Source organism: Pseudomonas sp. Root71 (assembly GCF_001429045.1).
Lineage (GTDB): Bacteria > Pseudomonadota > Gammaproteobacteria > Pseudomonadales > Pseudomonadaceae > Aquipseudomonas > Aquipseudomonas monachiensis.
The window spans coordinates 54,676-74,625 of the sequence record NZ_LMHY01000003.1; the positions used below are offsets into that span (position 1 = coordinate 54,676).

Consider the following 19,950-nt stretch of genomic DNA (forward strand, 5'->3'; position numbering starts at 1 on the left):
ATCCACTGCTTCGGGCGGCTGGAAATGTTTATAGAGAAAGTTCAGATGGAGCTGGGCGGGCATGCACTGCAAATAGAGAATCTTGAGAGCGCGTGTAGCGTGGTGACTGACATGAATCGTAAAGCTGTGAAATGCAAACACGCCGAAGGCGTGACCTTTGACACCCATGTGATCGCAAACCCGACCAACCCCAAGGAGTGGATCGTGTTTTTCAAGAAGGACGCCGGGAGAAGTTATTTCTTGGTAGATGACAACGAGGAAGTCGAGTCTTTCGGGCATCTGGATGACCTGATCGCAGAGCTTCGAGACTTGGGCCTCAAGACCGCTGAAATCCACTTTTAACCCTTGGATCGCGCCTTGGAGACATGATCATGTCAGTGAAAATCGAGTACCTATCCAGTCAAAGAGAAGCTCTTTGGTCTGTATGTTTTGGCATCAGACGAGTTCAGTTTCGGCATGAAAAAAGTGCTCACGACTTTGCTGCCAAGCTCAAGGAGAGAATCGAGGCTCCGCATGTTTACCCTCAACGTGATCCGCCAGCGAAAAATCATAGTTGATCGGTACAGGCAGATTGAACATCGCCCTGCATATCTACCTGCTTGTTCTACATAACGGATCCGATTGAACTCGTGACCTCCGGTAAAAAGGCCGAGTAGCTCAATCACCGGTCAATTGGCCTTGATCCAATTGGTGACGATCGGTCAGTCCGCATTTGATAGCGTTTTCGGCAGGTAACTTTATCCCGATCACAGTTGTTTGCAGCCCCTCGCGACGGACACCCCCCTAGCCAGAAGTGGACACTCAGAACTCAGCCGCGCACCAGATAGGCTCCTGACGGAACCCGATGTCGCAGCTTCTTGCATTTGCCGGGTGCAGGCTGATGCCCCGGCGGACGATCAGGAAACCAGATTCGGCATTTGCCCGGAGGCGGCATATGGTCGCGCGGGATCTCAACCTCAGCGTACGCCCGCCCCGGCTCGACATTAGCCATTTGTAATTTTCCTTCGGGCCCGGTTCTGCCAGCCATCGGCGCAGCCGGAACCCGATCTGCCTCTGCGCGAGCGAAGTTGCCAGCATCGTGCCCAGTGTCGGAAGTGGATTGCTCGGCAACGGCCATTTCCGCTTCGCGGCGCCTTTGGGCCTCCTCTTGCAGCCCCTTCTGTGCTGCGACCAGGTCCTCTTTGGCATTGGGTGGAATACCCGAAGCCTGGGCCTGCTGCGCCGCCTGGATCAATTGGAAGTTGCGGTTGCGTAACGCGACATTGCCACCAACCCGCATGTTCGAGCGCGCCGCCAGGGTTTCGGCCTGCTGGTACTGCCCCTGCTGAAGACGCAACACACCGAGGTAATGCAGGGTCGCGGGATTGTTCGGCTGGATATGCAGGGCACGCTCCAGCGTGGCAGCAGCCTGGTCCAGTTGGCCATTTTCATACTGTCGCGAGGCGGTTTCGATCAGGGTGGTTGATGCGCTGTTGCTTTGCGCGGGCGCTCTTCGCTCGGCGGCAACCGAACAAAGCGACGCGACGGCGCAGAACGCCAGGATGAGTCCCGACAGAAAACTCTTGGTTGGCATCAGGGGGGCGAACTCGACTGATCTCGGACGACACTGAAGTAAAACAGGCCAAGGCGCTGCTCGGCATCTGCGATACGGGGCCCCAATTGACCTGGCCAGCACCCTGAAGTTCCCGCTGCAACAGCCACTGCAACCAGGACTCTACCGTCCGCAAACCCCATCGCGGATTTGTTCGCGATGAGGTCTGCAACCGCATAGCAACGTGCGGCCAGTAGCAAAAGCATCATGTCATCAGGATAAAGTCCGTCTGATCGATACCTGCACTGTTAACACCGACAAGGCGAATAGTGTCCACTCCGATCCCGATCACCGTGTCCGCCCCGTCAGCGGCAATGCTCACGTTGGCAGCGAACGTCTCGCTGCTGATCCCCAGCCCTGCGATATTGAGCAAGTCCTGCCCTGCGGCCGGATCAATATCGAAGTCCTGGATCGAGTCGTTGCCGAAGCCTGCCGCAGCAAACATGAAGGTATCGTTGCCGAAGCCGCCATTGAGCGTGTCGTTGCCCAGCCCGCCGAAAAACAGATCGTCCCCCGCACCGCCGACCAGAATGTCGTTGGCCTGGCCGCCCAGCATCGTATGGCTTGCCGCCGCTGCATCGTAGGCCAGCTCACTGCCGCTGCCCTCGGTGTTCGCCTGCAAACCCGCGGCCGCGTATTGGCCATTCAGCGCGACCTGCGCCACATGCGCACCGTCGCTCACGCTCAGCATGCCGCCGGTGCCCGTGTCATTCGCTGCATAGGAGATCTGCGTATTGGCGCCGAAAGCAACATCGCCGAAGTCCAGCTTGTCACCTGCGGCAAAACCGCTGACGCTGCCACTGAATGCCGTCGACACATCGAGCTTGAGCGTGCCTGCCGCCCCGCTGTCGAACGTCACATGCTGATCGGAGGCTGCACCGAACTCCAGGATCGCCGAACCGCTGATAGTCGCGCTTCCCGCGCCACTGGCGTCGCCGTGGACCGTGATGTTGCCATCGTTCGCCCACAGGCTGCCGCTGTTGATGACCGCACTTTCAATCACCAGTCCGCCGCTGCCGCTGGCTTGCAGCACACCCGTGTTGGTGACGGCGCTGCTGCCGGTATCGATCACCAGTGCATTCATACCGCTGGCAAGGATCAGGCCCGAGTTGACCAGCATCATCTGCCCCGCTCCCAACTGGCCGGCACCCGAGAGGGTGTTGTCGGCATTGGTGAGCACCGTGTCCGCGCTGCCACCAAAGATCACGTTCTGCGCGCTGTCGGACAGAACCACTTGCCCACCACCGCTCAACGTCGCGCCACGGAACAGAATCTCAAGGCTGGTCGCGCTGCCGGTGGAGCCGAGCTCGATGGTGCCGCTGTTATGGATGCTGCCACCGAACGGCATGATCGCGCCGTCGGCAATGGTGATGGTGCCCGTATTGGTCGTGACCGGGTCCACATCGAACAACAAGTTGGCCGCGCTCAACGCCGCCGCATCCACGCCCTTGACCGTGATCGTCTGGTCGGCACTGATGCTGAGCACGGCATTGCCGCTCGCGTCGTTGACGATACTCACATCCGCAAAATCGTTGACGCCCGTGAAGCCGATCAAGTCGATCTTGTCCGCCACCGCATCGAAGCTGTAAATGACGTTGTTGCCGATCGGCCGGGCGAACACGAAGGTGTCGGCACCGGACGAGCCGGTCAGGTTGTCGTCGGTGGACAAGGCGAAGACCGGTGCGCCTGGGGCATAGATTTCGACGTTGTTGAACACATAGGCGCTTGCGGTGCTGCCGTCGCTGTTGTTCCAGTACATGTTGACATCGAGCACCAACGCACCGGCGAATTCGCTTGGAGTTGTCACGGTCAATGCACCGGGATCACTGGTCTGCACGGTCCAGGTGCCATCGCCATTGTCGGTTCCTGCATTGAACACCCACCCCGAAGGAACACCGCTGATAGTCACCGTCACGGGGCCGCTAATATCGGCCAGTGGAACGTTGAGGGCCAGATTAACGGGTTCGCCGGCAACGCCTGCCGGAAGGTTTGCACTGCTCCCGGCCGCACCAGGATTGCCCGCCAGGTCGGTGTAGCTGTTCGCGGCAACGTCGACTTTTATGCTACCGCCCAGCGTTCTGGTCAGCGTTGCCGTGTAGGTATCGCCGTCAACCTGGGTAAAGTTACTGAAGGTTGCGCGTGGCGTTGCGCTCGTTGTCGTCACTGCTACATCAGACAGGTTGAAACCGCTCACCGTCTCACTGAACTGGAATGTGACCGTCGACGTTGAACCCATCGAACTCCCTAAGGCAGTCCCTGTCACTATCACCGTTGGCGCCACGGTATCAACTGGCGTCTCAACGACGTTCTGCACGTTCACCGTAATCGTCTGCGTGTCGGTTCCGCCATTGCCGTCGGCCACCTGAACGTCCACGACGTAGGCGTTGTCGCCGTCAGTACCACCGACATCCTGGGCATTCTCGTAATCGGGCGCTGAGTTGAACGTCAGCACCCCGCTCGAACTGATCGAGAACTTGCTGAAGTCCGTCCCGACCGTATTCAGGAGCGAGTAGCTCAGTGTTTGCGCCGGCAGATCAGCATCGGTCGCCGTCACTGTCGAGACCGCCGTGGTGTTCTCCGCCACATTGACCGACGCCGTCGTACCACCACCGTTGGAAGTGATCGTCGGTGAGTCGTTGCTGCCGGCGATATTCACGGTGACCGAAGTGAGGGTGCCATCGGCACTGCTCACCGCGAAGCTGTCGGTGTAGGTGGTGCCGGCGGCGAACTCGTTGTGGGCGGAGTTGGCGACGTTGGTGCCGAGGATATTCACGGTGACCGAAGTGAGGGTGCCATCGGCACTGCTCACCGCGAAGCTGTCGGTGTAGGTGGTGCCGGCGGCGAACTCGTTGTGGGCGGAGTTGGCGACATAGGTCCAGGCACCGCCGGTGCCGATGGAGAATTGGCCGTAGCTGCCGGCGGTGTTGGTTTGCGCGACGAAGGTTGCGGCRCTGTCGACGTCGCTGATGGTCAGGGTGCCGGTGGTGGAAATGTCGACGGCGGCATTGGTCTCGCTGAGGTTGGCGGTGTCGGCGGACAGCACGGCCGCATCCTGGCCGTAGCTGCCGRCGGTGTTGGTTTGCGCGACGAAGGTTGCGGCGCTGTCGACGTCGCTGATGGTCAGGGTGCCGGTGGTGGAAATGTCGACGGCGGCATTGGTCTCGCTGAGGTTGGCGRTGTCGGCGGACAGCACGGCCGCATCRTTGGTGCCGAGGATATTCACGGTGACCGAMGTGMGGGTGCCRTCSGCACTGCTCACCGCGAAGCTGTCGGTGTAGGTGGTACCGGCGGCGAACTCGTTGTGGGCGGAGTTGGCGACGTAGGTCCAGGCTCCGCCGGTGCCGATGGAGAACTGGCCGTAGCTGCCGRCGGTGTTGGTTTGCGCGACGAAGGTTGCGGCGCTGTCGACGTCGCTGATGGTCAGGGTGCCGGTGGTGGAAATGTCGACGGCGGCATTGGTCTCGCTGAGGTTGGCGATTGGTGCCGAGGATATTCACGGTGACCGAAGTGAGGGTGCCATCGGCACTGCTCACCGCGAAGCTGTCGGTGTAGGTGGTGCCGGCGGCGAACTCGTTGTGGGCGGAGTTGGCGACGTAGGTCCAGGCTCCGCCGGTGCCGATGGAGAACTGGCCGTAGCTGCCGGCGGTGTTGGACTGCGCCTGGAAGCTTTCCGGGCTGTCGATATCGCTGATGGTCAGACTGCCGCCGGTGGTCAGCGGAGCATTGGTTTCGCTCAGCGTAACGCTGGCCGAGGACAGCACGGCGGCGTCGTTGCTGCCGGTGACGGTGATAGTCACCAGTTGGGCGTCGACACCGCCGAGGCCGTCGCTGACCTGCACGCTGAACACTTCGTTGTGACTCTCGCCAGCCGCCAGCGATTGCACCGCACTGGCGACACCGTCGGTGCCGTTGGCCAGCGTGTACGTCCACTGGCCGGTAGTGTCCACGGCGATCGAGCCGTAGGTGCCTGTGGGCGAGCCATTGATGGTCCAGGTCGCCGTGGCGTCCACTGGCCGGTAGTGTCCACGGCGATCGAGCCGTAGGTGCCTGTGGGCGAGCCATTGATGGTCCAGGTCGCCGTGGCGTCGTGATCGATGTCGGCCGAGTTGAACTGGCCATTCACGCTGAGCGCGCTGTCTTCCTGCACCGCGCCGGCATCATGGCCGGTCGCGAAGCTGAGCACGGGCGCATCATTGCTGCCGGTGATGGTAACGGTCACCAGCTGGGTGTCCACGCCGCCCAGGCCGTCGCTGACCTGCACCGTAAACACGTCCTCATGGCTTTCGCCGGCCTTCAGCGACTGCACCGCACTGGCGACACCATCGGTGCCATTGGCCAGCGTGTACGTCCACTGGCCGGTAGTGTCCACGGCGATCGAGCCGTAGGTGCCTGTGGGCGAGCCATTGATGGTCCAGGTCGCCGTGGCGTAGATTGGCCAGCGTGTACGTCCACTGGCCGGTAGTGTCCACGGCGATCGAGCCGTAGGTGCCTGTGGGCGAGCCATTGATGGTCCAGGTCGCCGTGGCGTCGTGATCGATGTCGGCCGAGCTGAACTGGCCATTCACGCTGAGCGCGGTGTCCTCCTGCACCGCGCCGGCATCATGGCCGGTCGCGAAGCTGAGCACGGGCGCGTCGTTGCTGCCGGTCAGGGTGATCGTCACGTCCTTGGTCACCGTCGCCCCGAAGTCGTCGGTCAGCGTCACCGTGAACACTTCGGTCTTGGTCTGGCCCTCGGCGAGGTACTGCGCCGCGCTGTTGTCCAGCGTATAGGTCCAGCCCACGCTGCCCGCCACGTCGCCGGTGCTCTCGTCGCTGACGTTGGCCACCAGCGTACCCAGCGCACCGGCCGGCGCGCTCACGCTGGCCACATGGGCGTCATCGGCCAGGTCCACGTCGCCAAAGGCGAAGCTGCCGTTGGCCACCGTGGTGCCGTCTTCGGTCACTGCACCGCTTTCGATTTCTGCCGCCGTCACCGTTGGTGCGTCGTTGGTGCCGGTGATGGTGACGCTCACATTCTGCGTTACCGACGAACCATGACCATCGCTGATGGTGACCAGGTAAGTTTCGGTGACTGTCTGTCCCTGGGCCAGGTACTGCGCCGCCGTATTGCTCAGGTTGTACGTCCATTGCACCGAACCGTCGGCCGCGTTCGCGGCTTCGCTTACCGGCGAGAGTATGAATGTACCAAGCTGAGTGGCATTGCCCCCCGCCGGCGCGAACGTCGCCGTGTGCGTGTCGCTCAGGTCGATGTCATTGAAGGTTATCGTGCCGCTGGCCGCCAGCGAGTCGGTTGCGCTCGCAGTGGTGTCGGCGTCTTCGGTCACCGTGCCGGCCTGCGCGCCGAGACCGATCGTCACACCATCATTCTCGCCCGAAAACTGCACTGTCGCGGTGGCCCAGCTGAGCGTTCCGTTGCCCAGACGCATCGCATAGGTAAAGCTGTCCGTCAGGATCTCGCCAGTAGCAAGCGCCTGGAGTTGTGCCTTGAAAGCAGTGGTGAAAGTAGCGGCGTCGTAGCCGACCTTGCCATCCGGGGTGATCCAGATCCTTGCACCATTCAAGCTGGTGTCAGTACTCGTCGCCTCAGCCCTCGCCGTATCCTGGGTCAGCAGGTCGGCCGGAGCATAAACCTTGGTGGCAGTAGAAAGACTGTCCGCGTTGTCGAGTGACCAGAGTGTCTTCGCGTTGCCACCGAGGTCATTGGACATGACGTCCCAATACATGACCCCCAGCAGATTTTCAGTGGTGTTAAGGACGTCATCCTTCGCCTGCGGCGTGCTGGAGAACGAGGTAACGGTTCCGCCGCTGGTAGTTGTAGTGCTAGCCATGTTTTTCTCCCTAGAATGTTACCCTGAGAAAAAAACCGCTGTGGGCCGCTAACAGCCACAAGCCGATTCTTCCTCAACCCACGAACACTTCACTCCACCGGTACCAGCCGGCTGGCCAGCAGCTTCACACCCACCCCCGCCCTGCCATCCTGTTGCTCAACGCGCACGATTTGTCCTTGCGCCTTGAATTTCATCGGGCCGCCGGGAGTGTCGAGTTCGATCTCGAAGTCAATCAAGTTGCCCACCTGCTGCTCGCTATCGGTTTCGAAATACAATCCGGAGGCGCTGATGTCACGGGTGACACCGTTGCCCCCGCCGATCAGTTGCAGCGACAGGGTGACTTGTTCACGGGGCTCAATTCGGTGTGCGTCTTTCATGGCTGCAGTCTAAAAACGACCACTGTGTTTTACATGAGTGCTCTATCCCTTTTTTCTGGGAGTCAATCACCCGGAAAAACAGTGTTTTACGGGACAAATGTCATGGGAGGGGGTGCCTGAAGCGCTATGGAAAAAGCCAGGATCTGCAACGATTGCTATCATGATCAGCTAACACAACCCGCCTAAAGAGGCAGCGAGCCGCATGCCAATTCAAGTCCTGTTAGTTGCTCTACCGCTCGTGGCCTGGGGCCTTGAGCGTCTGGTGGAAAGCGCTCAACCGAAGTTGGCGCTGGCGGGTTCGACGGCGTCGGTGGCGCAATACCTGCTTTCGCTGCACCTGTACACACCAGATGTGGTGGTATTGGACCTGGACAGCGAGGACTGCATCGAGTCGCTGGCCGAACTGCACAGCCGGACCAAAGCCAGGATTCTGGTAGTGACAGGGTCGAGCGACGAGGCACTGCATGACCGTGCGGTGCTGGCGGGCGCACGTGGGGTGGTGGATAAGCGGGAGTCGGCATCCGCCTCAATTTTGCTCAAAGCCATAGAAAAAGTGCATGAAGGCGAACTCTGGATTGACCGCAATGCGACCAGCCGTATCTTCCTTGAACTGGCGCGCAAGAAAGCCGATCGCGATATAGACCCGGAGCAACACAAAATCGCCAGGCTGACACGCCGCGAGCAGCAAACCATTGCATCGCTGGCCAGCGATCCCTCAGCCCCTGGCAAGTTGGTGGCCGAGAAACTGCACATCAGCGAGCACACGCTGCGCAACCATTTGACATCGATCTACAGCAAGCTGGGCCTGACTAACCGCGTAGATCTGTACGCCTACGCACACAAGCATGGGCTTTCCACAGGCGATTGAGGACTCTTGACTGAATGCCTCTTAACCGCGCAGTAATGCGGGCTTTGCGCCGTTGGTATCTGTAGATCGTGGGATTGAAAAGCGAACCACACGTTCCAGTCGACCTGCTCCGACAGCTGTGAAAGCCAAAGCGCTGATAACGCCGGGGAGCAGCACAACGCTTCTGCGGCCCGGGTGAAATCCCGGTACTTGGCGGCAGCAACAAATGACCGCATGGCCTTGAACGATGGCATTTTCATGAGTGCCTGATCAGGCTGGGGAATTCTTGCCATAACAAAAAGTACCTGTTTTCTCAGAAAAAAAGTCGATTCTGCCCATGCTCCTGCGGCGCCCACACTCCACTCCACGAAGCCCTCGCAGCGCCGGTCAAAAGGAAACGAAATGCAGTATCGAACAGGAATGGAAGCTTTCATGCACGGCGTTCGAACGCTCATTCCATTGACTCCCGGAGTGATTCCATTCGGGCTGGTTACCGGAGTGATGGCCATCGAAATGGGAATGTCGCCTGGCATGACGATGGGCATGACGCTGCTGTTTTACTCTGGATCCGCACAGATGGTTGCACTCCAGCTGCTACATAACGGTGTCTTGCCGGTGGCGATTGTGGTTACAGCCTTGATCATCAACTTGCGCTTTATCATGTACAGCGCTTCGTTGGCACCTCGCCTGCATCACCTGCCCCGTCGCTGGACATGGCCAATGTCCTACCTGCTTTCCGATCAGTCTTTCGCGCTCTACAGTCTAAGGTTTTCCTCGGGAGAACCAGATCGATTCGGACATTACTTTTATGCCGGTACTGCTGTGGCCATGTGGCTAACCTGGCAGCTCTCGGTATTGGCCGGGGTCTTTCTGGGCGCAAGTATCCCCGAGTCGTGGTCACTGAGCTTTGCCATTCCCTTGTCTTTTCTGGCGCTTCTCGTTCCCAATCTGCGTAGTGCGGCGAGCCTGGGGGCCGCAGCGGTCGGCGGGTTGATCGCTGTGTTGGCAGTCAATATGCCCTACAACCTTGGATTGGTAATGGCTTCGATAGGTGGAGTCTTTACAGGGTTATTGATCGAGAACATTCGTAGAAGCCCGTTGAACACTATGAGCTCTGACGGCGTCGAGAAGGAGACACGATGAGTGACCTGGCTTTGTGGGGGATGTTTCTGGCAGTAGGCGTGGGAACCTTTGTGATGCGCCTTTCGTTTGTCGAGCTCTATGGTCGATGGCGAATTCCCGACCTGCTGAGTCGAGCCCTGCTCTACGTACCGGCAAGTGTGCTGGCGGCGTTGGTACTCCCCGCCGTGGTGTATCCCAACGGGCACAGTGAATTCGTGCTCGGCAACCCGCAAATCCCCGCCGCCATTGTTGCTGCCTGGGTCGCGTGGAAGACTCGAAATACTGTCCTGACACTGGCGGCAGGCATGGCGGCGCTTTGGGCTTTCAAGTTGATCGGATCATGAAGCGCTGACCCGCCACTCCATATAACCCTCAAAGTAACCTTTAAATGGCAGAATCTCCTTACTTGATCGTTTCGGAGACCAGCATGCTTCGCGCATTTGAACAAAGACTCGACCCCTTCCCGCCCGACGAGATACCACCGCCACCCGAAGGCCTGACTCGGTTCCTTTGGGCGTGCACACGGGGCGCCCGCGGCTATATTCTTGCGTTTGCGCTGCTCAGTGCCGGCGTGTCGATCTACGAAGCCTGGCTGTTTTCCTTCCTCGGCCAGGTCGTGGACCTGCTCTCGACCTGGCAGGCCGGTGGTGATGCGGCTGCGCAGGAGAGTCGCGTGTTGTGGGGCATGGGCATCGTAATGCTTGCCAGCATCGGGCTGGTGGCTCTGCGAACCATGGTTCAGCACCAGATATTGGCGATCAATCTGCCGTTGCGACTGCGTTGGGACTTCCACCGCCTGATGCTCCGGCAAAGCCTTTCGTTCTTTTCCGATGAGTTCTCCGGACGGGTCACCACCAAGGTGATGCAGACTGCACTGGCCGTGCGCGACGTGCTGTTCACCCTTATCGAGATCGCACCCGGAATCGGGGTGTACTTCATCGCGATCATCGCACTGGCCGGCGGCTTCGCACTGAAACTGATGCTGCCCTTCGTTGCCTGGATCGTGTTGTTCGGGCTGGCCATGCTCTACTTCGTCCCCCGCTTGGGGAAAGTCGGACAGGAACAAGCCCATGCGCGGTCGTCGATGACCGGACGTATCTCAGACGCCTACACCAACATCACGACAGTGAAACTGTTCTCCCACTCCAATCGTGAAGCGCACTTCGCGCGCGCGGCCATGGAGGATTTCAAGCAGACCGGCTTCCGCCAGATGCGCCTGGTCAGCCAATTCGAGATCGTCAACCAAGCGTTGGTGGTGGCTTTGATCATGGCAGCAGGCGGTTATGCGCTTTGGCTGTGGCACCTGGGCGAAGTCGGCACAGGTGCCGTGGCGGCGATTACCGCCATGGCGTTGCGTATCAACGGCATGTCGCACTGGATCATGTGGCAGATGGCCTCGCTGTTCGAAGGCATCGGCACCGTACAGGATGGCATGGCAACCCTTACCCGCGGCCCAAAGGTGCAGGATGCGCCAGGCGCGGGAGTCCTGGTGACCTCCGGCGGAGCGGTAACCTTCGACAACGTGAGCTTCAACTACAATGGCGAACGCCAAGTGCTCGATGGCCTGAGCCTGAGCATTCGTCCTGGCGAAAAAATCGGCCTGGTGGGCCGCTCCGGCGCGGGCAAATCCACACTCATCAACTTGCTGCTGCGCTTCTATGACGTCGACAGCGGGCAGATTCGCATTGACGGGCAAGACATTGCGCACGTGACGCAAGACAGCCTGCGCAGCGCCATCGGCATGGTCACCCAGGATACTTCCCTGCTGCACCGTTCCATTGGCGACAACATCGCCTACGGTCGACCCGATGCAAGCGACGCACAAATCCGCAGTGCCGCGGCCAATGCCCAGGCCGATGAGTTCATCAGCCAACTGAGCGACCGGCAAGGGCACACCGGCTACGACACCTTGGTGGGCGAGCGCGGCATCAAGCTTTCGGGCGGCCAGCGCCAGCGCGTCGCCATAGCCCGAGTGATGCTCAAGAACGCCCCTATCCTGCTACTTGACGAAGCGACCAGCGCGCTGGATTCGGAAGTCGAAGTGGCCATTCAGGAAAGCCTCGATGAAATGATGGAGGGAAAAACCGTAATCGCCATCGCCCATCGGTTGTCCACGATTGCGGCAATGGATCGACTTGTTGTCATGGACGATGGACGCATCATCGAACAGGGCACCCACACCGAGTTGCTCGCCAGGAACGGCATCTATGCGCGGCTGTGGCACCATCAGAGTGGCGGGTTCCTGGGTGAAGATCGGGGGATGACCGAGGCTATGGATCAGGTATGAGCGTGAACGGCCGGGGATGATCTCCAAGCGGCAGCTTTGTGTTGTGGATTCAACCGGTCGATGCAAAACAACTAAATTCCGTGCAAGCAGAAGGAGTGTTGCAGATCATTGAGCAGCTGCGACAGACTCACACGACATCACAATGCTTTCACCGCCAAGCCCGAGAGAGCCGCCGCATAACTTCGGAGTTATGCGACATGACTCCTTAATGCTTATTGTATGGTTGATTGCCCTATAAGTACTTTTCCGGTACTCAACTCGTAATGGCTGGCAGAGCGGTTAAGTACTATGCCGCGTATCAGTGCGACGAATATGCCGAGCACACCGCCCCCGAATATCCCGAGAATCAGAATCAGCAACTTATTGGGCTTGATCGGTTGGTTTGGCTTGATAGCCTGCTGATCAACCTTTACCAAAACCAGTTCACTCAGGTCGCGATTGATATGTTCCAGCCGTGTTTTTTCTGCCCTCATATCAACCAGCGTGTTGAGGAATAGATCGTCGTTTTTACGCGATTTAAGTCGTTCAATCTGCCGATTTTGATCCAGAAGCTGAAGCTCTTTTTTGATCTCGGAGATCCGAGGGCTGGCATGGTCATCAGACTTTCGTGCCAACAGGGCATTTCGCTCGGCACCAAGAGCTTCAGTACCCATGAAGTGCAGCGGGAACTGCTCGTTGAAAACTTCCGCACGAAAAACATTGCCCTGACTTACGCCGTTACCTTGCCCCATCGCCGTAGGGGTAGTCGGCTTCACGATCCCCAACTCACGAGCTATGTGAATGGACTCGTTCAGCTGGGTGATACGACTTTCCCGACGGTCGCGCAGCTCTGTACGAACTGCACGCAACTCATCCTGCAGCTGCGCGCGCTTGAGAACGTCACTTTCACTGATTTTAGCAATCGTTGAGTCCTTATCGGCCTCATAACTAGCGCGGGCAATGCCCATCTTGCGTTCCAGGGTGTTGAGACTGTTGTCAATCACACTGTTCAAGTCGTCCTGAATCTGCTTGCGCTCGCTGTTGATGGCTTCTTGCACGATCCCATTAAGAATGAGATGACCTTCGACGGTTTCCGGATAAGTGATTTCCAGTCCGACGAATGTTGTGAGGTTGTCGCCGATCTTAGTACTTGGCTGAATAACCCTGAACGCTTCGCTGTTGAAGCGTTCGAAGGCCTGTTTCAAGTCGCCTGAGTCAATACCGGAGAATTGTTCTTGGTGCTTATCGAAGTAGGATTTATGCACTTCATAGGAGTTAAGTGCAGCACCTACGCGCCTGAGTGATTCCTCGGGATTGAGGGTGTAAACCCCAGTCTGATTGAGTGCGTCAAGGTCTTTAATAGACGGAGGACGAAGAAATGTCTTCGTCCGGTATTGAGGTGTCGCTGTAAAAGCGTAGACCGCTGCCATCGCTGTGACTGCCAAGGCTATGCCTGCGATTAGATACTTTTGACGCCACAGGGTGGTGAATAACTCACCCAAATCAATTGCTTGGGTATTGTACGAAACCGGGATGGGGCGGGATGACGGTAGCGACTCTGCGTGACTCATACAAGCTCCATTGCACAATTTACTCCATTAAAACGGAACTATTCTACACGCCCGATGTCGCGTCCGAGCGTTTATTTGCGCTCAATAACTTTCGAGGATTAATGCTTGGATCCCGCCCCCTTATGCCGTTGGCTATTTAAACAGCGGCCCCCTAGAACTTTTTCCTGTTTATCGGTCTATGTGGATAGGCACATCCACTCGCCAGGCGAGAACCCGCAGGATTCCCGCAGCCGGATGGCCACACGCCCAGAAATCAATCAGAGGTTGTCTTCGCTCATGAAATTCCATGACCCACGGATGGTGCTCTTCGGCCTGTTCGCGTTCGCGGCAGTGGGCTCGGCATCAGCCACACAGATGAAGACCTCAACCCCTGTTTTGGCACCTGAAGTCACGGCAGTTCAGGTTCCCGTCCAGGCTGCTGGCAACCCTTGGCCGACCTTGGCCAGCATGTCCGACAAGCAGACAGGGCCGTTGCTTGCCCATGACGACCGATACTGGCATGACGGCCGTTGGCACTCTCGTAGAGACGATTGGCGCCGGGACGACTGGCATCGAGATAACTGGCGTAGAGAACAAGCTCGCCGGGAAGCCGAACGCCGCCGTGATTGGGAGCGCCACCAGGATCGGGCCATGCGGTACCGTTACGAGGACGATCGCCGCTACTATCGTCGCTAATGCGACGCCCCGCAGGCTAAAAACGTCGATGAGGTACGAGCGATGCGCTTTCGCCCTCCTCGACGTGACGATGACACCGATTTAGCCACCCCATGCGAATGTCCACGAAGCAGGCAAACATGTTATGTTATAACCAATATAAACATGAGCTGCCCGTTGTCACTGGCAGAGCCATCCACTCCCTGCTTGCGATATTCGATGACAACTTCTACCCATGTCCCGCCCATCACAGGCTTGAGCCAACGCCTGCTGTCCATTGATGCCCTGAGGGGATTGGTAATCCTCCTGATGCTGTTGGATCACGTGCGCGAAACGTTCTTTTTGCACCGTCAGGTAACAGACCCGATGGACATCGAATCCACTGAGCCGGCGCTATTTTTCAGCCGCACACTTGCCCATTTGTGTGCGCCGGTTTTCATACTGCTCACCGGGCTTTCCGCTTACCTGTATGACCAAAAACACCAGGGCAAGGGCGATGTGTCAGCCTTTTTATTCAAGCGCGGTCTGTTCCTTGTGCTGCTTGAGTTCACCCTGGTGAATTTCGCCTGGACTTTTCAGTTCCCGCCTACGGCAATCTACATGCAAGTGATCTGGGCCATTGGCATCTGCATGATTGCCCTGGCCGGACTGGTTTGGTTACCCAGGCCCATGCTGTGCTGCCTGGGCCTGGTGATCGTGGCCGGGCACAACCTGCTGGATAATGTTCACTTCGCGGCAGGCTCGCCCATGCATATACCTTGGGCGATTCTGCATGATCGCGGCTGGATCGATTTCTCCGACAGCTTGCGTCTGCGCACCTCTTATCCGGTGCTTCCCTGGATCGGTGTGATTGCCCTTGGATACAGTATCGGCCCCTGGTTTGCCGGCCAGGTCTTGGCCGCGCAGCGTCAACGTAATCTGCTGCTTGCCGGGGCCGGGGCATTGATCGGATTTGTCGCGCTGCGAGCCATCAATGGTTATGGCGAGGCGCATTGGGTCGCCCATGAAGGCATCACGCAAACCCTCATGAGCTTCTTCAACATTACAAAATACCCACCTTCCCTGCTGTTTCTTTCACTGACGCTGGGAGTGGGGCTGTTACTGCTACGTGCCCTGGAACGGGCCCGACAACGCAAGTGGGTCAATGCATTGGCCGTCTTTGGTGCGGCGCCGATGTTCTTCTACTTGCTTCACCTTTACGTACTCAAGGCGCTGTATCTGGTCGGCGTGGCGCTGTTCGGATTGAACCAGGGAGTTTTTTTCGGTTTCGACAGCATTTGGGCTGTGTGGCTGACGGCGGTGTTCTTGGCTCTATCCCTGTATTTACCCGTGCGCTGGTTCGCGGCATTGAAGGCACGCCGTCGCGATATCGGATGGCTCAAATACTTCTGAACAGGATATTTGCTCAATGAAGGGGTCCCTGGAGAGCCCCTTTTTCAAGATGTCCCGTCCTGAAACCCTTAATCAAAGCGGAATGAGGCGCCGTAGGCCGAATCCGGTAAATGGCTAGCGCCATCTTCCCGTAACCGCGAACGGAAAGTACCGCTCTGTGGCCGGGTGCGATACAAGCCACGCTTTTGCAGTTCAGGAATGATCAGCTCAACGAAGTCCTCAAGGCTGCCCGGGCTGATCAGCGGGTTGAGCATGTAGCCGCTGGTGCCGGAAATACGGGCGTGCTCTTCGATCCGGTCGGCCACTTGTTGCGGCGTTCCCACCAGAATCAGGTCACTGCCCCGGGTGACGTTGGCAAAGCGCTGTTTGACATCGCCGGCGGTCAAGGGCTTGCCACTGCCATCGGGACGCATCACATAAGAGGTCATGCCTTCGGTGTGAGTGGACAACGCATCGCTGTCCGCGTAGCGGCTGATGTCGATACCGGTATCCCCGGCATAACTCACCAGTTGCGCCTGCAAGTGATAGTTGCTTTGCAGCTCGTCATATTTGCGCTGGGCTTCGATCTCGGTCCTGGCGGTGACGATGCGCAGCACCGTCAGCGACTTCACATCCTCGGCGTGACGCCCCCGTGCCCTGGCCTGCGTCCATATATCTTCCAGTCCCTGGCGAATCTCCAGCGGGTTGGACTTGGCGATGAAAATCAGTTCGGCGTGCTTGGCCGCAAACTCGCGACCACGGCCTGACCAACCGGCCTGGATCAGCAAAGGTGTACGTTGCGGTGACGGGGACGTCAAATGCGGCCCGGCCACCCGGTAATGCTCGCCAACATGGTTGATCGGTCGCACGCGATCGCCCCTGGCATAGACCTGGCGAGACTTGTCGGCCACCACGGCATCGGTTGCCCAACTGCCTTCCCAGAGCTTGTAGACCACATCGAGAAATTCATCCGCGCGCTCATAGCGATCATCGTGCCTGATCATCTGCTCCAGGCCGAAGTTGCGAGCGGCGCTGGTCAGGTAGGAGGTGACGATGTTCCACCCGACCCGGCCATTGGTCAGGTGATCCAGCGTGCTGAAGCGCCGGGCATGGGTGAAAGGATGCTCGTAACTGGTAGTGACAGTGACGCCGAAGGCGAGGTTTTCCGTCACGGCGGCCAATGCCGGGATGATCATCAACGGATCGTTGGCCGGTGCTTCCACCGCCCACTTCATGGCCGCGTCGGCATTGCCGCCAAACACATCGTAGAAGCCCAGCACATCACCAAAGAACAGCATGTCGAGATGAGCCTGGTCGGCGATGCGTGCCAGATTCGACCAGTAGCCCAGGGAATTGATGGTCAGTCGTTCATCAGCCGGGTGCGTCCAGAGGCTCGGCGCGCCGCCACAGCCAACACTGGCTTGCTCGTATAACGCAAACAACAGAGGTTTCGGATCGGACATCGTAGTACCTGTAAAAAGTCATTAAACGGACGGGTCAGCGCTGATGCTTGAAACCCTTGCCGTAGTGGCGTTCAAGACGGTTCTGAATCAACTCCAGCCCAATGGACAGGAGCCAATAGATAACGGCTGCGGTGGTGAGCATTTCGATGTAGCGGTAGGACGAGCGACCGTACGACTGCGCCAGGAACATCACTTCCCAGACCCCCATCACCGATATCAACGAAGAGTCCTTGAGCATTGAAATGAACTGGCTGGTTGTCGGGGGAATGATCGTGCGCATGGCTTGCGGCAGGACGACGTGCAGGAATGTTGCCGCCGGCTTCAGACCCAGGGCCATCGCCGCTTCGCGCTGCCCGGGTGCGACAGCCATGATGCCGGCACGAAAAATCTCGCTGAGGTAGGCACCATAATTGAGCGACAGCGCAATGATCCCCGCGCTGATGGCGCCCGGAACCACACCCAACTGCGGCAGCCCCAGGTAGATCAGCAGGATCTGGATCAGCAGCGGAGTACCGCGAAAAAAGGACGCATAGAAACTGGCAATGCCGAAAGCCACTGCACTGCGAGACAGGCGTGCCAGTGCCGTCACGAAGCCAAGGAGCAATGAAAACCAGATCGAGCAGAAGCACAAGAACAGTGTCAGCGCGGCGCCCTGCAAGAAACCGTCAGGCCCCAAATGCAGGCCGACCAGGTTGGGCAGCTTCTGCACAATGATCGAGAACTTCAGATCGAAGCTCATGAAAAACATGACGCACAGGGCAAACAGCACTGCCCAGGTCAAATACAGGCGAGTGCGAAAACCAGGTAGCGGGCTGAAACGACGCGTCTGGGTCTCGGGGGCGACAGTCGCCTTGGCCGGGTGTGGATTGAGGGCTGTCATTGGCTGATATCGGCACCGATCCACTTCTGTGAAATCTTGCTTAATGTGCCGTCGGCCTTGAGCTGGGTGACGACCTCAGTGACTTTGGCATTCCATTGCGGATCGCCCTTTTCGATCGCTACCACGTTGGGCTCTGCATACAGGGTGTCGCCGGCAATTTTGAAGCGAGGATCCTGGGCGATGCGTTCGCGAGCGGTGATGAGGTTGGTGACCATGGCATCCAGGCGCACGCCCGTACCCAGGGCCAGATCCTGGAAGGCTACCGTTTCGTTGTCGTACGGCGCGACCTGGACGCTTTCGAATGGATAGCTCAACGGCTTGTCCTCGGCGCCCTCGATCACCAGTTCCTTGTTCAGATAGGCTTCATAGGTCGACGCACTGATCACACCGACTTTTTTACCTGACAGATCCTTGCCCGTGGCAATGTTCTTGTCTTTGGCATTCACCACGATCACGGCCGGTGACTGGTAATACTCGACCGGGAAGTCGAACACTTCGGCCCGTGCCTTGCTCGGGGTCATCGAGCAGACGCAGATGTCATAGCGTCCGTTCCAGTGTCCGGCAGCGATGACATCCCAGGACGGTGTCTGCAGCTTGAGCTTCACCCCTAACCGTTGCGCAACGGCCTTGGCGACATCCACGTCAAACCCGTCCAGTTGGTTCTGTTCATTGAGAAAGGAAAATGGCGGATAGCTTTCCATCAGAACGCCGGTCAGCTCCCCGCTGCCGGTTACGCGATCCAGGGTGGCGCCCGCGAACGCCGTCGAGCAGGTAGCCAGTAATGCCAAGCCAAAAGGTAAAAGCGCCTTAGTGTTCACAGACAAGTGCTCCAATCGATTCAAAATACTGAATAGATTAAAACGCACTATAAAAATACTTTGTACTTCCTTTATGGAATATAAGACTGCGTTCAAGCTATATTGGATCGAGCGGTTCAGGCGCTTGTATCGCTGACCCTTGGTGGCAAGCAACACCCCGACCGATCCGCTCGGGGCGTTGCTCTTTCTTCAGCGATAGCAATCGAGCAGGCGTGCGGCGACTTCCTTCAATTGCGCGTCGGCCAGACGGTTGATCCCGGCAGCACGCTTGCGCCCTCCCCCCGTTGGAAACTGCCGGCAGAAGGCATCCGCCGCCAGCCCGGCCTCTTCCGGTACCCGCAGGCTGAACGCCCAGTCACCGTCCGCCCTGGCGCTGAGCAAGCCGATCGCCTTGCGCGGTGCACCGGCCGCCAGCTGGTTGGCCAACACGCCACTGACCCTTCGCGCCCAGGGTTGCTCGGGCAGGCGGTACAGCCGCGCGCCCCGGCCCTCGTGCCAGGGTTCAAGGCCTGCGGCAGCAGCCATGTCGGCGGCGTGGCCGATGCGCAGGGTGGTGAAGCTTGTGCTGTGGCGGATGAAATCCAGCGGGTCGTGGTAAGGCAGCAGCTCGGCGGCCAGCGCCAGCGGCTCGAAGTGCAGGTCCGACAGACTGTCGCCATAGGCGTTGTAGTTGAGCAGCAGGCCTAGCTCCTCCAGGGCCTGCACCTCATCGTTGGCCAGGCCATGCTGCTTCGCCAGCGCCCGCGCCGGCCCGGCCAGGCCGTCACCAAAGGCGGCGGCCACCGCCCAACGGTGATGACGCCCGTCCAGGTAGGTGTTGACCAGCAGGCTGGTGCACACCTGGGCGACCGTGTCGATGAAGGACTCAAATGCCGGGTGCCGAGGCAGTTCGCCGGCAAAGTGGTGGTCGAAGTAGCGTACCCGGACGCCGGCGTCGAGCAGGCGCCGGGTGGCCTCGCGGTTCTGCTCGTGGGCCACGTCCAGCACCGTGACCCGCTCGCCGGGTCCGGCCTGGACTCGGCGCAACAGTTCGATGTCGCGCTTGACCCCGCTGACCAGGTGCACCTGCGGACCCAGTTCTCCCGCCAGGCGCAACTGCTGCAGGGCGCACAGACCGTCGGCATCGCCGTTGAAGGCGCAGTGATCGATTGTGTTCATCTGC

General features: G+C 58.9%; 16 protein-coding genes and 3 pseudogenes. 7 read left to right on the forward strand and 12 right to left on the reverse strand.

All coding sequences use genetic code 11. The annotated features are described in order from the left end of the window. Nucleotides 1–111 precede the first annotated feature (111 nt). Nucleotides 112–342 carry a hypothetical protein gene (locus ASD95_RS04800; RefSeq protein ID WP_056723133.1) on the forward strand — a complete coding sequence of 77 codons (231 nt, stop codon included), beginning with the start codon at nt 112–114 and terminating at the stop codon, nt 340–342. A 466-nt stretch (nt 343–808) separates the two neighbouring features. Here the strand turns inward: ASD95_RS04800 and ASD95_RS04805 are convergent, their stop codons facing one another. The 7 genes and pseudogenes from ASD95_RS04805 to ASD95_RS04825 all read right to left on the reverse strand — a co-directional run bounded on the left by ASD95_RS04805 (nt 809) and on the right by ASD95_RS04825 (nt 7,796). Continuing rightward, a complete protein-coding gene (locus tag ASD95_RS04805; protein ID WP_056722834.1) occupies nt 809–1,573 on the reverse strand; it encodes a tetratricopeptide repeat protein in 765 nt (254 codons plus the stop codon). 223 nt (nt 1,574–1,796) lie between these two features. Further along, nucleotides 1,797–4,784, reverse strand: coding sequence for a beta strand repeat-containing protein (locus tag ASD95_RS29545; protein ID WP_236709711.1), 2,988 nt, complete (start codon nt 4,782–4,784; stop codon nt 1,797–1,799). Nucleotides 4,785–4,808: 24 nt separating this feature from the next. After that, nucleotides 4,809–5,084, reverse strand: a pseudogene (locus ASD95_RS29550) (VCBS domain-containing protein); the annotation flags it as partial. A gap of 34 nt (nt 5,085–5,118) precedes the next feature. Further along, nucleotides 5,119–5,601, reverse strand: a pseudogene (locus ASD95_RS29555) (VCBS domain-containing protein); the annotation flags it as partial. 47 nt (nt 5,602–5,648) lie between these two features. Next, nucleotides 5,649–5,960: pseudogene (locus ASD95_RS29560) on the reverse strand (VCBS domain-containing protein); the annotation flags it as partial. Further along, entirely contained in the window at nt 5,866–7,152 is a 1,287-nt protein-coding gene (locus ASD95_RS29565) for a VCBS domain-containing protein (RefSeq protein ID WP_236709712.1), read from the reverse strand. The pseudogene ASD95_RS29560 and the gene ASD95_RS29565, both read right to left, overlap by 95 nt. Before the next feature lie 356 nt (nt 7,153–7,508). Then, nucleotides 7,509–7,796 (reverse strand): PilZ domain-containing protein, encoded by a 288-nt coding sequence (locus tag ASD95_RS04825; RefSeq protein WP_056722837.1) that lies wholly within the window; start codon nt 7,794–7,796, stop codon nt 7,509–7,511. Nucleotides 7,797–7,998: 202 nt separating this feature from the next. Here ASD95_RS04825 and ASD95_RS04830 point away from each other — a divergent pair, with 202 nt between their 5' ends. The 4 genes from ASD95_RS04830 (at nt 7,999) to ASD95_RS04845 (ending at nt 12,052) form a co-directional block, all read left to right on the forward strand. Beyond that, nucleotides 7,999–8,664, forward strand: a complete 666-nt coding sequence (locus ASD95_RS04830; protein WP_056722842.1) for a LuxR C-terminal-related transcriptional regulator — start codon at nt 7,999–8,001, stop codon at nt 8,662–8,664. Nucleotides 8,665–9,045: 381 nt separating this feature from the next. Beyond that, nucleotides 9,046–9,786, forward strand: coding sequence for an AzlC family ABC transporter permease (locus tag ASD95_RS04835; protein WP_056722844.1), 741 nt, complete (start codon nt 9,046–9,048; stop codon nt 9,784–9,786). Then, on the forward strand, nt 9,783–10,109 hold the full coding sequence (locus ASD95_RS04840; RefSeq protein ID WP_056722846.1) for an AzlD domain-containing protein: 327 nt from the start codon (nt 9,783–9,785) through the stop codon (nt 10,107–10,109). The genes ASD95_RS04835 and ASD95_RS04840 overlap by 4 nt, the downstream gene beginning before the upstream one ends. Before the next feature lie 83 nt (nt 10,110–10,192). Beyond that, entirely contained in the window at nt 10,193–12,052 is a 1,860-nt protein-coding gene (locus ASD95_RS04845; protein ID WP_056722851.1) for an ABC transporter ATP-binding protein, read from the forward strand. A gap of 212 nt (nt 12,053–12,264) precedes the next feature. Here ASD95_RS04845 and ASD95_RS04850 read toward each other — a convergent pair whose 3' ends face one another. Continuing rightward, nucleotides 12,265–13,602, reverse strand: coding sequence for a Wzz/FepE/Etk N-terminal domain-containing protein (locus ASD95_RS04850; protein ID WP_082562908.1), 1,338 nt, complete (start codon nt 13,600–13,602; stop codon nt 12,265–12,267). Nucleotides 13,603–13,878: 276 nt separating this feature from the next. On the opposite strand from ASD95_RS04850, the gene ASD95_RS28315 reads away from it, so the two are divergent. After that, nucleotides 13,879–14,277, forward strand: coding sequence for a hypothetical protein (locus ASD95_RS28315; protein WP_082562911.1), 399 nt, complete (start codon nt 13,879–13,881; stop codon nt 14,275–14,277). 198 nt (nt 14,278–14,475) lie between these two features. Beyond that, on the forward strand, nt 14,476–15,648 hold the full coding sequence (locus ASD95_RS04860; RefSeq protein ID WP_056722855.1) for a DUF1624 domain-containing protein: 1,173 nt from the start codon (nt 14,476–14,478) through the stop codon (nt 15,646–15,648). A gap of 68 nt (nt 15,649–15,716) precedes the next feature. Here the strand turns inward: ASD95_RS04860 and ASD95_RS04865 are convergent, their stop codons facing one another. From ASD95_RS04865 to ASD95_RS04880, 4 genes are all read right to left on the reverse strand, one after another. After that, nucleotides 15,717–17,090, reverse strand: a complete 1,374-nt coding sequence (locus ASD95_RS04865; protein WP_056722857.1) for an LLM class flavin-dependent oxidoreductase — start codon at nt 17,088–17,090, stop codon at nt 15,717–15,719. Between the two features lie 34 nt (nt 17,091–17,124). Then, nucleotides 17,125–17,970 (reverse strand): amino acid ABC transporter permease, encoded by an 846-nt coding sequence (locus ASD95_RS04870; protein ID WP_056722859.1) that lies wholly within the window; start codon nt 17,968–17,970, stop codon nt 17,125–17,127. Beyond that, nucleotides 17,967–18,788, reverse strand: a complete 822-nt coding sequence (locus ASD95_RS04875) for an ABC transporter substrate-binding protein (protein ID WP_056722861.1) — start codon at nt 18,786–18,788, stop codon at nt 17,967–17,969. Before ASD95_RS04875 ends, ASD95_RS04870 begins: the two co-directional genes overlap by 4 nt. Before the next feature lie 189 nt (nt 18,789–18,977). Then, a complete protein-coding gene (locus ASD95_RS04880) occupies nt 18,978–19,946 on the reverse strand; it encodes a DHH family phosphoesterase (protein WP_056722863.1) in 969 nt (322 codons plus the stop codon). Between the last annotated feature and the right edge of the window lie 4 nt (nt 19,947–19,950).